The 14,831-nt window shown below is 55.3% G+C and carries 12 protein-coding genes and 3 pseudogenes; 6 read left to right on the forward strand and 9 right to left on the reverse strand.

What is annotated here, in order from left to right:
- Nucleotides 1-2: 2 nt before the first annotated feature.
- Together N6V40_RS03845 and N6V40_RS03850 are read left to right on the forward strand one after the other, a co-directional pair.
- Nucleotides 3-587 (forward strand): hypothetical protein, encoded by a 585-nt coding sequence (locus N6V40_RS03845; RefSeq protein WP_262199076.1) that lies wholly within the window; start codon nucleotides 3-5, stop codon nucleotides 585-587.
- Nucleotides 588-664: 77 nt separating this feature from the next.
- Nucleotides 665-925 (forward strand): GlsB/YeaQ/YmgE family stress response membrane protein, encoded by a 261-nt coding sequence (locus tag N6V40_RS03850; RefSeq protein WP_262199077.1) that lies wholly within the window; start codon nucleotides 665-667, stop codon nucleotides 923-925.
- A 74-nt stretch (nucleotides 926-999) separates the two neighbouring features.
- On the opposite strand, the gene N6V40_RS03855 is transcribed toward N6V40_RS03850, so the two are convergent.
- From N6V40_RS03855 to N6V40_RS03880, 6 genes and pseudogenes are all read right to left on the reverse strand, one after another.
- Nucleotides 1,000-2,460, reverse strand: a complete 1,461-nt coding sequence (locus N6V40_RS03855; RefSeq protein ID WP_262199078.1) for an SLC13 family permease — start codon at nucleotides 2,458-2,460, stop codon at nucleotides 1,000-1,002.
- 11 nt (nucleotides 2,461-2,471) lie between these two features.
- A complete protein-coding gene (locus tag N6V40_RS03860) occupies nucleotides 2,472-3,587 on the reverse strand; it encodes a PrpF domain-containing protein (protein WP_262199079.1) in 1,116 nt (371 codons plus the stop codon).
- A 452-nt stretch (nucleotides 3,588-4,039) separates the two neighbouring features.
- Nucleotides 4,040-4,795, reverse strand: coding sequence for an iron ABC transporter ATP-binding protein (locus tag N6V40_RS03865; protein WP_262199080.1), 756 nt, complete (start codon nucleotides 4,793-4,795; stop codon nucleotides 4,040-4,042).
- A pseudogene (locus N6V40_RS03870) lies at nucleotides 4,792-5,825 on the reverse strand (iron chelate uptake ABC transporter family permease subunit). The gene N6V40_RS03865 and the pseudogene N6V40_RS03870 overlap by 4 nt, the downstream one beginning before the upstream one ends.
- Before the next feature lie 4 nt (nucleotides 5,826-5,829).
- Complete coding sequence (locus N6V40_RS03875; RefSeq protein ID WP_262199081.1) at nucleotides 5,830-6,810, reverse strand: ABC transporter permease; 981 nt, start codon at nucleotides 6,808-6,810, stop codon at nucleotides 5,830-5,832.
- A 93-nt stretch (nucleotides 6,811-6,903) separates the two neighbouring features.
- Nucleotides 6,904-7,888, reverse strand: a pseudogene (locus N6V40_RS03880) (siderophore ABC transporter substrate-binding protein).
- Between the two features lie 262 nt (nucleotides 7,889-8,150).
- On the opposite strand from N6V40_RS03880, the gene N6V40_RS03885 reads away from it, so the two are divergent.
- Nucleotides 8,151-8,744, forward strand: coding sequence for a GNAT family N-acetyltransferase (locus N6V40_RS03885; protein ID WP_262199082.1), 594 nt, complete (start codon nucleotides 8,151-8,153; stop codon nucleotides 8,742-8,744).
- Here N6V40_RS03885 and N6V40_RS03890 read toward each other — a convergent pair.
- Entirely contained in the window at nucleotides 8,741-8,950 is a 210-nt protein-coding gene (locus N6V40_RS03890) for a hypothetical protein (protein WP_131089443.1), read from the reverse strand. The two genes, N6V40_RS03885 and N6V40_RS03890, sit on opposite strands and share 4 nt — an antisense overlap.
- A gap of 185 nt (nucleotides 8,951-9,135) precedes the next feature.
- On the opposite strand from N6V40_RS03890, the gene N6V40_RS03895 reads away from it, so the two are divergent.
- The gene (locus tag N6V40_RS03895) at nucleotides 9,136-9,822 is read left to right on the forward strand and encodes an SDR family oxidoreductase (RefSeq protein WP_262199083.1); all 687 of its coding nucleotides are present in this window, start codon (nucleotides 9,136-9,138) and stop codon (nucleotides 9,820-9,822) included.
- Between the two features lie 386 nt (nucleotides 9,823-10,208).
- Nucleotides 10,209-10,940, forward strand: a complete 732-nt coding sequence (locus N6V40_RS03900) for a YoaK family protein (protein WP_262199084.1) — start codon at nucleotides 10,209-10,211, stop codon at nucleotides 10,938-10,940.
- 129 nt (nucleotides 10,941-11,069) lie between these two features.
- Here the strand turns inward: N6V40_RS03900 and N6V40_RS03905 are convergent.
- Together N6V40_RS03905 and N6V40_RS03910 are read right to left on the reverse strand one after the other, a co-directional pair.
- Nucleotides 11,070-11,806: pseudogene (locus N6V40_RS03905) on the reverse strand (aspartate/glutamate racemase family protein).
- A 7-nt stretch (nucleotides 11,807-11,813) separates the two neighbouring features.
- Entirely contained in the window at nucleotides 11,814-13,343 is a 1,530-nt protein-coding gene (locus N6V40_RS03910; protein WP_131089437.1) for an NCS1 family nucleobase:cation symporter-1, read from the reverse strand.
- Between the two features lie 663 nt (nucleotides 13,344-14,006).
- On the opposite strand from N6V40_RS03910, the gene N6V40_RS03915 reads away from it, so the two are divergent.
- The gene (locus N6V40_RS03915; RefSeq protein ID WP_131089435.1) at nucleotides 14,007-14,825 is read left to right on the forward strand and encodes a hydroxypyruvate isomerase family protein; all 819 of its coding nucleotides are present in this window, start codon (nucleotides 14,007-14,009) and stop codon (nucleotides 14,823-14,825) included.
- The last annotated feature ends 6 nt before the right edge of the window (nucleotides 14,826-14,831 follow it).

Genomic DNA, 14,831 nt, shown 5'->3' on the forward strand with positions numbered 1-14,831 from the left:
GAATGTGGACAACACATGTAGTGCGCCAGCGAATCATCCTGGCGATCCTCGGACTGGCCTTGCTGGTCCTTGGTGGCTTGGGCCTGGCTGCAGCATTGCTTGGTTTTCCCAAGATCAAGGATCTTGGTCAAGCGCAGATTGGTGACAGTTTGCCGATAGACCAGCAGTACTTACTGCCACTGGGATTGGCTGTAGGGATCGTGGGCATTGTGCTTTCACTGGCCGTGATTATCACCGCCATTCCACGCCGTCCGGCGGCACACGAATTCAGATATGAATCGCGCAACGAGGGAGTCAGCGAGATCGAAACGTCGGTAATAGCTAGGGCTGCGGAATCCGCCGCTCAAACGCAACCAGAAATTGTGGATGCGAATGTTCAAATCGGTGGCAGCGCCACGCAGCCCGTACTCTATGCGCGATTCACCTTGCGCGCCGATGCACCGGCGAATCGAGGAATAGAGCTGGTTAACGGCCGGGTCATCCCTGACCTTGAAATGGTGCTGGGTGTGCCCTTTGCACACAAGCACGTTTCCTTCAGTTTCCAGAAACCAGAAAAACAGGATTCGGATAAAGCCGTGCTCATCTGAGCCGGCCTCCGGGTAATAAGTAGTAAATCACTAGCGGCACGTTTGTCGTGCCAAAAACACATGGGGAGTAACAAAAAATGGGCATTATTGGTTGGATCATCCTTGGACTCATTGCCGGCGCCATCGCAAAGGCCATCAAGCCAGGAAACCAGGGTGGCGGCTGGATCGCTACGTTGGTTCTTGGTGTAGTTGGTGCACTGCTCGGCGGTTGGATCGGCTCGGCAATTTTCGGTGTCGGGGTAAGCCAGTTCTGGTCGCTTTCGACTTGGCTGCTAGCTATCGGTGGTTCCCTGATCGTATTGATCGTTTGGGGCTTCATCACTGGCAAGCGCCGCTAAGCTAAAAGTAATGGCAGTGGGCGCCGATCCTTTTGGATCGGCGCCCACTGCCATTTAATGCTTGAAGCGTAGTTCTACATGATGCCGGTTGGTACCAGCAGGGCCCAAGCCAATGCCGGAGCGATAAGGACAACAGCACCTGCGTACATCATCAACTGCTTGTAGGTGCGCTGACGGTCTTGTTCCTTCACGTTGGCCACTACCAGCGCGCCAGCGGTGGAGAACGGGGAAACATCAACCACGGTGGCCGAGATGGCGATGGCAGCCACGGTGCCCGAAACACTCAACGAGCTCACCGACAACAGTGGTCCAGCCAGCGGGATGAAAGCGGCCAGCAGTGCGGTGGATGAGGCAAAGGCCGAACCAATACCGATGACGTAGCACAGCACCAAAGCGATGAGGATTGGTGCACCCAAAGCCAAAGCCATATGGGCCAAGGTATCAATCACACCGATGTGCGTCAGCAGCGAAACGTAGGTGATCATGCCGGCCACCAAAAGAACGGTGGACCAGGAAATCCCGGCGACAAACTTGTGCTGATCCTTGATGTTCAGCAAGGCCAAGAGCAGACCTGCACTCAGTGCGACAAAGCCGATCGGCAGACGCAAAACCAAAGCGCAGAAGAGCATCACAGCAATGAGTACCAGCGTGTAGATCTGCTGTCCGTGCGGACGGGTGCTGCGTGACTCTTCAACATCCGTATGTGCCACACCTTCACCGGAACGCAACTTACCCAGCGCAGCGAAGACGATCACGGTGAGAATCGAAAGAATCAGGTTGATGGCAAAGCTGGCGACAAATAGTGCGTTGGCAGAGACCGGGAAACCATTTTCCATGGCGATGTCGTGGACCAGAACACCGGAAACCGACAGTGGCGAGAATCCGCCTGCGTGCGCACCGTTGATAATGAAGGCGCCCATGAGCAGCGGGTGGATGCGCGATTCGTAGGCGAAGCCAATCGCAGCTGGGGCCAGCAGCGCCACGGCTGCCGGGGAGAAGGTTCCCAACGAAGTTAGCGCGGCGGCAACCAAGAAGAATACCCATGGAAGCAGCATGGTTTTGCCACGGACCAGGCGCACACAATTTTGCACGATGACATCAATGGTCCCGTTGTGCTGAGCCATGGAGAAGAAGTAGGTGACGCCGATAATGGTCAGCACAATGCTGGCTGGGAAATCCGCCAAGATTTCTTTGTCATCCATGCCGAGCATGAAGTAGCCGATGCCAAAGGAAGCAACCAGACCCATCACACCGATATTCACCGGCCACTTGGTGGCGATGATGAACATCAGCACCAGGACGACCAGTGGGACGATCTGTTCTAAAATTAGGCTGCTCTGTGGGTCGGCCGGTGCCGCGGAGTTAGCCATTGAAGGGCCAACCAGGAGTGCAATGAGTACAACCACGGCGGCTACGGCGGCAACAATCAGGATATTACGACGGGTGCGACGCTTTTGGCGGCGTGGGTCAACGGTGTGAAAATCAACGTCATTGCGATCAGTCACTGGCGCAACGTCGAGCTCAGTTTTAGTCATGGTCTCTCTCCTTAGCGACTGGCGCTTGCTAGGTCGGTCCCGGCAACGCTGCCGAGGGACTCGGGGAGGTGGATAGTGCTACTGGCGATAGAGCGGGCGGTACGATCTGCTCCGACGAGCAATGAGCCTTCTCGCTCTTCACTCCAGGTTTCGATGATTCCCGCGGGAGTTCGCAGCCTCAGTGTGGCGCCGGTTGGATCCCCGGTAATACTGTGCAAAACCGTGCCGGGTGTGCGGGCACCGATGGTCAGTGCAATACTTCCGGTGATAGCTAAGGCGGGATGCGGCTTTCCCATGGAGAGCATCATGACGTTGATATCACTGCCGGATTCTACCTGTGGGGCTGCGGCGATGGCTAGCTTTGGAATGGCACGAGCGGCCTGCTCGGGTGTTGTGGCCAGCCCCATGCGTACCGCAGCTTCGCGACGTACCTTATCAAGGATGGGAAGCTGTAGTTCAACGGCGCTCATCCACGATTCGTAGTCATTGATATCTAGGCTCAAATCTTCGGCACGGACAACCACTACTGGTGCTCCGGCGTCCACCATGGAAACCCTCCAGCTCTGGCCTTCAATATCTAAGGTGTCGGTCGGATTGCCGGTAGGTAGCAGACTGCCGGTGGTCTTGCCTGCTGGATCACGGAATCCTAGGCCGACTTTGTAGCCGGGAGTAGCGACACCCGGCATCTGAGCTTGGGGCACGATTGGCAGGGCGCCGTTGGGGGTGTCTACCCGCTGAATGATGATCTGTCCGGTGTTGGTATTGCGGGTGATAACCCGGGTGACGTCGCCTTCGGGGGTGACCCATCCCTGCTCAATGGCATAAAGTCCAACAACTGCAGAGCAGTTCCCGCAGTTGCTGCCCCAGTCCACGGTGGCCTCTTCGATACCGACCTGAGCGAAGGTGTATTCAACATCAACGTCTGCATCGGTAGAAGGGCTAAGGATGATGGCTTTGCTGGTGGTGGAGGTGGCTCCGCCGACACCGTCGATCTGTCGTGAATCTGGGCTTCCGAAGATCTTTGGGAGCAAAAGATCAAGGCTAATCCCTGTCTGCTCCGCATGATCGGATTCGAAGACCCAGCACTTGCTGGTCCCTCCGCGCATCCATTCGGCTTGTATGTTCATCGTCATTCCTACGTCTCGTTGTGCCCGCTTTGCTCCCGGTCACTCGGTCCGGAATAAGCGTCATCCGGCTACTGAACGAACATAATCTGGATCACATTTGAAGTCCACGTACATAAGATTCAAGGGGATGTAGCAATGCTTAATTTGCTTGAATTGTGCTTATGTGGGGTAGGGATTCTGAGGATTCCGAGTCGATGGTTGAGGTAAATAAACCTGTTGAGTCCGAAGATTTTAGCGATTGAACCAAAAATGAAAATGATTGAAGTGTTGCTTACGGGTCCGTCGTGAAATCTGTGAAAAGAATTTAACACGGCGTTGAGGCGAAGCCCTCTGGGCTCAGTGCCCGCAGCGATCGCTTGATATTGAAGTGCGCAAAACGCTATTAAAGACGTCGCTGGCGCCACGAATTTCGTGGCGCCAGCGACGGTGGGTCTAGTGCAGGTGTCTCTGACTTAGTAGTAGACAGCCAGCGGTCCGTTGGGGCCGGGGATCACGTTCACCGGGGTTTCAAAAACTTCGGTGAGGATTTCATCTTGCATGATCTGCTCCGGGGTGCCGAACTCTACGACCTTGCCGTGTTTCATGGCGCAAATGTAGTCGGCGTAGTGCCCGGCGAAGTTGATGTCGTGCAGCACGATAACAATGGTGCGGTTCAGTTCTGCCGCAGCACGTTTGAGGTGCTGCATCATGACTACCGAATGCTTCATGTCCAAGTTATTCAGTGGTTCATCAAGCAAAACAGTATCGGTGTCCTGTGCCAGAACCATGGCAACGTAGGCGCGCTGCCGCTGGCCGCCGGAGAGCTCATCAAGGTAGCGCCCTTCCAGCTCACCAAGGTCCAGGAAGTCGATGGACCGCGAAATGATTTCTTCGTCCACCTGATTCAGCCGGCCCTTGGAATGTGGGAATCGTCCGAAGCCCACCAACTGTCGAACAGTCAGTCGAGTGACAAAGTGATTTTCTTGGCGCAGGATCGACACGATCTTGGCCAGATCCTTTGAATTGGTTTTAGTGACGTCGTAGCCCGAGACCTCGATAGTTCCTTCATCAATGCCCAGTAGACGTCCGACCATGGTGAGCATGGTGGACTTGCCTGCACCGTTGGGACCGACCAGCGCGGTCAGGCCTCCGGTGGGAATCTTGAGCGTCACGGGGCCGATGGCTACGGTGGAGCTGTACTTTTTGCTGACGTCTTTGAGGGTAATCACAGCCGTCCCTTTCGCAGGATGAAGATCAAGAAGGTAATGCCGCCAACGGCTTCGATGATGATGCCCACCACGCCTTGGGCGTAGAACAGGTTTTTCATGATGAAGTAGGCGCCGGCCAAAACCACAAAGCCGATGAGGAATGACATGGGGTAGATGTAGCGGTGGTCGTAGGTGTCAGCTAATTGATAAGCCAGCGTTGCCACGAGGAATCCAAGGAAGGTCAAAGGTCCCACCAACGCGGTGGTCACAGCCATCAAGATGGAAACAAAGAACAATGTTTTCATCACCTCGCGGCGATGATTGATCCCTAGATTGATCGTGGTTTCTTTGCCTAGGGCCAGGATGTTCATCTTCTTGGAAGCCAGCACCAAGTAACCGCCGGCGATAATGACCAGCGGGATGGCCACCGGCATATAGCTCATATCCGCGTTGGCCATGGAGCCAAAGAGGCGGGCGGTGAGTACATCAAATTCGCTCGGTGTCAGCAGGCGCTGCATGAAGGTAGAAATGGAACCTAAGCCGGTGCCGATGATGATGCCTACGAGCAACATGATCTGAATATTGCCGAGCTTGCCCGAGAGCAGCCAGCCGTACAACGCTACGGAGAGCCCAACCATGATGGCGACCTGCACAACGAACTGGCTGACCCCGGTCAAGAAAGTGACTCCGGCGGCGCCCAAGGCAAAGACCGCCCCGGTTTGCACCACACGGTATAAGGCTTCAAAACCCATGATGGACGGGGTGATGATGCGGTTGTTGGTCACCGTTTGGAAAGCGACGGTGGCAATGGACTGGCACAGCGCCACGATCACCATGGTCAAGATGTTGCTGGCACGAAGCTTCGCGATCACCCAGAACCCGATGGATCCCAGTGGCATCGGGTTATCCCAAGCCAAGAGTCCAACGGCAAAAATACTGCCAGCGTTGCAAGGATCCACAGGGTCAGCCAGTAGCGTTTGCGCACCTTGACGGTCGGTAGTGGGCCCGATGAGCGGCCAGTATGATGAGCAGCACGTGCAGGGGAAGAAATGAGATTAGCCAACTTTGCGCTGCCTCAACAGAAGGAAGATGAATACGATCGCACCGAGTACCCCGAGGATCAGGGAAACCGGAACTTCGAAGGGCATGATGATGGTGCGGCCGATGAGGTCACACACGGTGGTGATCGCGATGCCCAGCAGGCAGACCCATGGCAAATTGCTGCGCAGGTCATCGCCGCGCACCATGGAGATAATGTTTGGCACGATCAGTCCCAAGAACGGCAGGTTGCCAATCACTACGGTGACCACGCCAGTTGCAACTGCGATCAGTGCGGTACCGAGGAGCATCACGTGGCGGTAGTTCAAGCCCACGTTGGTTGCGATCTCTTCGCCTAGGCCTGCAACGGTGAAGCGGTCGGCCACGATGTAGATCGCGACGGCCACCAGGGCGACGATCCACAGCACTTCGTATTGGCCGCGGATCACCGAGGTGAACGAACCGGCCAGCCAGATGCCCAAAGACTGCAATTTGTCGGTGCTCAGCGCCAAGAATGTCGAGAACGCGCCGACCACCGAGCCGAGCATGATGCCCACAATTGGCACCGTCAACGAAGCCTTGAGTGAGACGCGTTGGAGGAAGAGGAAAAAGATCATCGTTCCGGCGAAAGCGAAGGCGATAGCCACACCCATTTTTGCCAGGAGGCTTGCGGTCGGAAACAGCACCAGCATGGTGAGTAATCCAAGGCCGGCCCATTCGGTGGTGCCCGTGGTGGTGGGTTCAACAAACCGGTTTTGGGTCAGTAGCTGCATGACCAAGCCGCTCATGGCCATCGCGGCTCCAGCCAAAACTAAGGCGATGGTGCGCGGGATGCGTGTGATGGCGAACATCTGTGCGCCGTCGTCTTGGCCAAAAATGTCGTACACGCCGGTAAAGAGCGAGAAGGCTAGGAGCAGTAAAACGCCAAGGATGCCCAGTGTTAGTTTGCCGGTGAAAACCCTTGGTGGGGTTCGCGCCGAGGTGATTGTGCTTGTCATATTGCCGCCGTGAAGAAGTGTGGTGGAAAAACAGCTTTAGTGGCGAAGCCGAATTCTGGCTTCGCCACTAAAGAGTTGAGACGTGTCTGGATGTTACTTGGCAGCTTCGAGAGCGTCAGCGAATTCGTTGAGGAATTCGGTGTAGGTCTGGATGCCCTCGTTGGTGTAGGTATCTGCTGGCATCACCAAAACCTGGCCTTCCTTGGCTGCAGTCACGTTCTGCAGTGCCTCGGATTCTTCCAGTAGTTTTTTGGCTGGCTGGTAGTCAGGGCCATCGGATGCAACGGCGGCATCGCGGTCCATGACGATGATCCAGTCAGGGTTGGACTTGGCGATGGCCTCAACCGAGACGTCGTCACCTTCGTGGTCGGTGGAGGAGTCTTCAAGTTCCAGCGCTGGGGTCAGGCCGAGGAAATCAAACATTGGGCCAACGGTGCGTCCGGTCTTCGGCGCTGAGTAGCCAAGCTCGCCCCCGAAGCGACCAGGCCCATGACGGTGTCATCGGTGTAGTAGGCAGCCTCGACGCGCTTTTGGGCTGCTTCGAACTGGTCAACAAGCTTTTGGCCTCGTCCTGCTTGGCGAAAATCTCGCCCATTGTGGTGACCTGGCGTTCTAGTTCAGCATCCAGTGGCTCGCCATCGCGAGGGTCTAGCGAAACGATCGTGGCCTCGGGGGCCAACTCCTTGAACTTATCTGCATACTGGGCGTAGCGCTGACCGTTGATGATCAGGTCCGGGTCTACGGTGACGACTGATTCAAGATTTGGTTCCTTGTGGCTACCCAGATCAAGAATGTCCTTGTCCTTGGTGTAGGAAATGGTGTCAGGCATCAGGGTGACGGCTGCTGCGGAGAGCTTGATGCCCCAGCTATCCAGGGTTTCGAAGGTTCGGTTGTCGGTTGCGACGATGGACGTGGCTGGTACGGAGACGTTCTTTTCGCCGTCGTTGTCGGTGAAGGAAACTTTCTTGGCATCATCCGCGTTAGCTTCTGCGGCGGTATCAGTGGAAGAGCCGCAAGCGGTGAGGGACAGGGTAGCGATGCTGAGAAGAGCAGCGGCGCGGAGCTTGATGGAGGCCATAGCGTCCTTTCTTATGACAACCTTCATTGGTTGCGCGAGTGGATGATCTGATAATTAGCTTAGCCTTATCTGACTATATTAAGCCAAGTCGGATTCAGGCCATCGGTACCCTTCTGCTTCGAATGTTGCACGTGAAACACAGTAAACAACGTTAAGTACTTGCTTAGTTCGGACATTCATTGCGAAAGACGGGATAAATACATGCTGTAGCAGTTCGCTATTTCACGAAACATGAATTGGCTTCACTGGATAAGATAGCTTCATGACTCCTAGCCTTGAGCAGATCCAGTGGCCCGTGCGCACCGAGAGACTACGCTTACGACGACTGACCGAACAAGATCTGGAAGCTACTTGGAGCTACCGCAAGTTGCCAGAAGTAGCCCAGTGGATCACTGCCGGACCTCACGACTTTGAGACTTACCGAGAGCAATTTCTGCAATCGGGGAAGATCGATCTCGATGTCGCAGTAGAGCTGCAGACCCCGGATGGCCAACTGCGCCTCATTGGAACCGTGATGGTTTACATCAAGGATGCTTGGGGCCAACGAGAAATTGTGGAACAGACTAAATCCGTGGAAGCCGAACTCGGCTGGAGCTTTGATCCCCAGTTCGCTGGCCAAGGTTATGCCAGCGAGGCGGTGCTCAAGGTCATGGAAATCTGCTTCGAAGATTTGGGGCTACGCAGAGTTGTTGCGGAATGCTTCGCAGCCAACAAACCCTCGGTGAAACTCATGGAACGGGTAGGCATGCGCCGTGAAGCTTTTGAAAAAGCTAACAGCCTGCATCGCAGCGGGGTCTGGATGGACAGTTATGCCTACGCGCTGCTTGCTGACGAATGGTCGGCTCACCGAGGCTAATGATCTTGTCGTGCGCTGTGCATAACAAGCCCTAGGATTTCTTGAACTTGTTCTGCACGAGATTTCCAGTAGCCGGTATCTAGGCTCATTCCGAGCATGGCTTCATCGGCACGCTTTTTGAAGTAATCCCGGTGGTCTTCTAAAGCGTTGGTGAGATCGGCGAATTGATCATTGGTCAGTTCCAGGTTTAAGGTTTTCTGCTTCATGAGCGTTCGTCCAAGGTTGAGGTTTTGTTTTCTGCATCGAGGCTACGCTCGGTGAGCATTGAATAAAACTGGCATTGAGCGGACTACCAGATTGGGTCTGTTTAGTGGTCTCTTGGGAATAGTTCACAACTCATCGTCGTTGTGCCGAATAAGACGATGAGATCAACGATCAGAAGGAGTAGTACATGTCTGAAGAACGTCGAGTAGTCCTTATTGGTGGCCATGGCAAGGTAGCTTTGCTGGCTGCACCAAAACTGGTCGAGCGCGGTTTCGCCGTAGACTCCCTGATTCGCAACCCTGCGCACTCTGAAGAGATCACCGAGACCGGTGCCAACCCAGTGGTGCTTGATATCGAAAACGCTGATGTTGAACAGCTGACCGAAGCCTTCACCGGCGCACACGCAATTGTCTTCTCGGCCGGCGCCGGCGGCGGTAGCCCAGAACGCACCGTCGCCGTGGACTTTGATGCTGCGGTTCGTTCGATGGAAGCTGCAAAACAAGCAGGTGTCAGCCGCTTCGTGATGGTTTCCTACTCCCGCGCATTAGTAGATGTGGACAACCTCGATCCAGAGAGCTCCTTCTACACCTACGCCAAGGCAAAGCATGATGCGGATGCCGTACTTCGAGACACTGACTTGGAATACACCATTCTTGGTCCAGGCGCACTGACCCTTGAACCAGCCACTAAGAAGCTGGTCATCGCTGATGAGTCCGGAAACATTGACGGTGCTCCGGCCAGTTCAGAGACCGGCAAGGCATCACGCGACAACGTCGCAGAGGTCATCACGCACGTAGTTGATACCAAGGCAGCGGTTCGCCAGACCGTGAACTTCTACGACGGATCAACCCCGATTGCCGAGGCCATTAGCTAAGCAGCTGGTGCACCAAGCGATCCCTAGAGGGCAAAACACCTACGGTCGTCGTAACTCCTGAATTCTCAGGAGCTACGGCGGCCGTTGGTGTTTAAGTTGGGTATTCACAGCGCAAACCACGAAGAGAGGAACGAAGATAGCAACGATATGACGCATGGTTGCGGGCAGAATTCGCAGCGTTACCCAGCTGCGCGATTTGTTACGTTAGCTGGTCTTTAGTACCCCGTCATCGAAATAGTCTCGCGTGCAGCCCGACGATTAGCATGCAAACAGGAGTTTCGAGTTTGCATGCGGTGGTGACTGAGCTGCACTTTTGCGAAGGCAGCCAAGGACGGCGCGAACCTCGCCTCCCCAAACCTGTCCGGAAGTAGCGAAAGAAAATTAGAATGACTCAGCTGTTCAAGACTTACGGCCCTGACCGAATCAATCTCTGGTTGATGCTCGCACTGACCTTTACCACGGGAATCATTGACGCCGTTGGTTACCTCGGACTGGACAGGGTCTTCACCGGCAACATGACCGGCAACGTAGTAATCCTGGGCATGGCGCTTTTGGGTGCGGATGATCTTCCCGTGGTTGGCCCGGTTGTGGCACTGGCCGGATTTGTTGTGGGTGCCATGATCGGTGGTCGCGTTTTGAAGAGGGAACTAGCTGGCTGGAACCGACGAACTACACTGTTGATCGCTGTGGTGGGTGTGTGCCTCGCGTTGACTTCGCTCGCTTTGTTCCTAGACCTTCACCAAGCATCAGACGTTGTGGCACTGTTGATCACTGGCTTTATTGCCGCCTCGATGGGACTCCAAGCAGCAACCGCGCGACACCTGGGCGTTAAGGACGTCACCACGGTCGTGGTGACTTCAACCCTGACCGGCCTTGCCGCTGATTCGCCACTAGGTGGTGGCAGTGGAAAGTTCTGGCAGCGACGATTGCTGGCGGTTGTATTGATCCTCGCCGGTGCAGCAACCGGTGCCGCCTTCTTGCAGATCCACATTGGGTTGGGAATTCTTGTGACCGGTGTGCTCGCCATCGCTGTGGCGTTGGTTGGAGAGGCATCACGCAAATACGCTGCAGATCAGGAAACTGAACAGCTGGTTGAGGATAGCGTGAACACCATGTAATCCACTGACGCAAAAGGAAACCCCGATGCCGAAGCATCGGGGTTTCCTTATGTCATCACTCGCACCTTCATGAGGTACTTACAACTCTAAACGCGCTGTCTGTGCACCAACTGGGATGCTCCTGCGCATTCACTTGGTAAGGGAATTGGCAGTGATTGGCCACCCGGTCAGGATCTTGGGACGTGGGGAGCGTAGGTGCGAACCTTCGAGGTGTTCAGCCCCATTCGCACCAAGGAATCCGCGATAGTCACCGCAGCGCGGACCCCGTCAACAATCGGCACACCGGTAGCCTGCCGCACTTGTTCCTCCAGCTCGGCCATGCCACCACAACCAAGACAGATTACTTCAGCCTTGTCCTTTTCCACTGCGATTCGAGACTGCTCAACGATCGCAGCTACCGCGCGCTGTGGGTCAGATTCCAGTTCAAGAACACCCAGTCCGCTGGCGCGCACCGAGGCGAGGCGATCCGTGAGACCAGCGAGCTTCAGCCGGTCTTCAATCAGCGGCACCGCACGATCCAAGGTGGTAACCACCGAATACTTGTGGCCCAGGAATTGAGCTGTCGAGGCCGCTGCCTCGGTGATGTCTACAACGGGGACATCAAGGAGTTCTTGCAGCCCTTCGCGTCCATGTTCGCCATAGCCGGCCTGAATCACCGCATCAAAAGGTTCTGGATATCGAACCACTTTGTCCATGACGGCAATGGCAGCAAGGTAGCTTTCAAAGTTGCCTTCGCAGGAGTCCGCGCCGAAGTCCGGAGTCAGCTCAACAATTTCTGTGCCCGGTGAAGCTACCTGCCGAGCCGAGTCGCCGATGGCCTTGGTCATGGACGCAGTGGTGTTCACATTCAAAATGAGGATTCGCATGATGCTCCTAGTGAGTTGGAGCCACGGCGATAGGCTCACCGTCAATGTCGACAAGATCGTTGTGTCGCTTGGCTAGGGCAAGATACGCCAGGGCACCTGCGCCAGAACCGAGGAACCACGCGAAGGATCCAACGACGTGAAGTGCAGGAACAAAGGCCAAGACCAGAGCGATGGCTGAGCTGATCACTAGGGCGGTCACCGCGCGGTAGTTCACCCCGCGGGTGAAGTAGTAGGTTCCTTCCGGATTTGTCCGATACAGATCCATGACGTTGATGCGCGCACGGCGGATCAGCCAGTAGTCGGCCATGATGATGCCAAATAGTGGGCCAAGCAATGCACCGAGTCCACCAAGGAAGTAATTGATGATTTCCGGAGAGTTGTACATATTCCACGGCAGGATCACCAGGCCGATAACTCCTGAGATCATGGCGGCACTGCGGAAGTTCAGTTTTTTCGGGAACAGATTGGTTAGCGCGTAGGTGGGTGCCACAAAGTTGGCCATGAGGTTTACCGCAATGGTGAGCACCAGCAAGGCGGCGGAAGCTAGCAACAATAAGAAGGTGTTGGGAATGGCCCCGACAACATCAGAGGGTGAGGTGATGACCTTGCCATTGATGGAGAACTGGGTGCCGGTCAAAACCACAACGATAGCTCCGAAGAACAACATGTTCAGTGGGATGCCAAAGAAGTTGCCCTTGATGATGGCCTTCTTGGAGGAGGCTCCGCGAGTGAAGTCGCAGAAGTTCAGAACGAAGGTTCCGTAGATGGCGACCCATAGGGCGGCGGCACCAAACATCGCGGCCCACATCTGCCCGCCAGTTTTGGTTTCGCCGGTGCTCAGCGAGATGTTAAATCCGGATTCGAAGAGCATCCAGATGGCCAGTGCCAAGAAGGTTACCAAGATGACGGGACCGGCGAAGGCCTCGTACTTGCGGATCATTTCCATGCCATAGCTGACAATGACCAACTGGACGGCCCACAGTGCCACAAAGCAGATCCACCCGAGCACGTTGAGCCCAAGGAAGCTGGAGGGTTCAAGACTTGCAACACCCGGGGCGACGGCTACAACCATCACCGAAAGTACCTGCGAGGCCAGGTAGGTTTGAATGCCAAACCAGGCGATAGCCACTGCTCCACGAATCAGCGCAGGAATTTGGGCGCCATTGATGCCAAAGGCGATTCGACTCATGACGGGGAAGGGAACGCCGGTCTTTTCACCCATGTAGCCGGAGAGGCTAAGGAGGACAAAGAGTAGGGCCGCCCCGATGGCCAGTGCGCCAAGAATTTGGCCGGCACTCATGCCTAAGGCGAAGAGTCCGATGGCAAAGGCGTAGTTGCCTAGAGAGTGAACGTCGTTGGCCCAGAGGGTGAAGATGCTGTAGGCATTCCACGATCGTCCATTGCGGGTGGTTGGTGCCAAATCTTGGTTGTACAAGGTGGGGCTGAGCTCGTGCGGGTTGGCAGGATCAATTCCCTGGCTGGGTGTAAGTGCAACTGCTGGCGCGGCCAAGCCTGGCTCCGAAATGTTTTGCCTCATGGTGAGGTCCTCTTCTCAGAAGAATGCTGGAGGGCAGGGGTATGCAAAGAAAGAAATCTTTGGGGGATTGCCTGCACCTACAGCGCGCATGCACGAGGCATGCTGATCTATTTGTAGCGTGAGATTGCATCGGTCCGAATACTGGACCAGAGCCTTGGCTACGGGTAGATCGGTTGTCCGAAGTTCCGATAGAACTCGGACGGGGTGCCTACTACTGGCAAAGTCGCGGAGGGCAATTGCCCCCACGTCCTGCCAGCTGGACTCCCTATGAGACGTACGCTCATGGCTGCTCCTGAGTTAGAAAAAGTCACTCCGAGATGTGTGCCACATCAACTGGTTACCAACTGTAGGCTTGCGTTTTGGTTACCGCAATAGAAAATCCTGATTTCACTCAGTGGAAATATTTGAGAAACGCTTTCGCCATTCCGCGCAGGGGAATGGGCTGGCTAGACCCGGTTTCTGTCGATCATGTTTCGTGTATGAAGCAATCATTACTTGCCTTCCCGGGGACAAAAGCGTTCCGCAGCGGGCTATCGAGGAGTATGTAAAAGTTACTCCTCAAGGGGTTGACAGTGCTCCGAGTCGAGACTTACTGTTTTCATAAAGCAAAACCTAGATTCCACAAAGCGGAAATTTAGGAAGATGGTCTTGGAGGGAAATCCGGTGTCTTACACTCTGAATTGCTCGATTCTTCTTACTGAACTGCCACTGCTGCAGCGTGCTGCAGCAGCGCGTCAGGCGGGCTTCGAAAGTGTCGAATTCTGGTGGCCATTTACCCAGGCCGTGCCCACGGATCAGCAGGTTGATGAATTTGTCGCCTCACTGATGGACGCCGGAGTCCAACTCGACGGACTGAACTTCTTCGCCGGCGACATGCCAGATGGAGACCGAGGCCTAGTTTCCTGGGTGGGACGAGAAGCCGAATTCAAGGACAACCTCGACGTTGTTGTTGGTATCGCTGAAGCCACCGGATGCACTTCCTTTAATGCCCTATATGGAAACCGACTGCCAGATGTTGCCCCAGAAGCTCAAGATGCGCTGGCCTTGAACAACCTCCTGGCTGCAACCGCCGCGGTGGCCAAGGTTGATGGAACCGTGCTCATTGAACCGGTCTCCGGCATGGAAACCTACCCGCTAAAAACTGCAGCTCAGGCTCTCAACGTAGTCAAGGCGGTTCAAGCTCAGGGACAGTCAAATATTGCCCTCTTGGCTGACTTCTACCACCTAGCCGTTAACGGCGATGATGTCGCAGCGGTCATTGAAGAACATGCCAAGGACTTCGGGCACATTCAGATCGCTGATGCACCAGGCCGAGGCGCCCCGGGCACCGGAGAGCTACCACTGCTTGAATGGATCGCTCGCTCTCGCGAACTGGGATACACCGGAAAAGTTGCACTGGAATACAAGCAGGATGCAAGCACCGCTTTTGACTGGTTGGCCACCGCCCAAGCTTCGACCTATTCCGAGTCCACACCACTTTAGGAGCAC

This window comes from Glutamicibacter sp. M10, assembly GCF_025452055.1.
In the GTDB taxonomy this organism is placed as follows: Bacteria; Actinomycetota; Actinomycetes; order Actinomycetales; family Micrococcaceae; genus Glutamicibacter.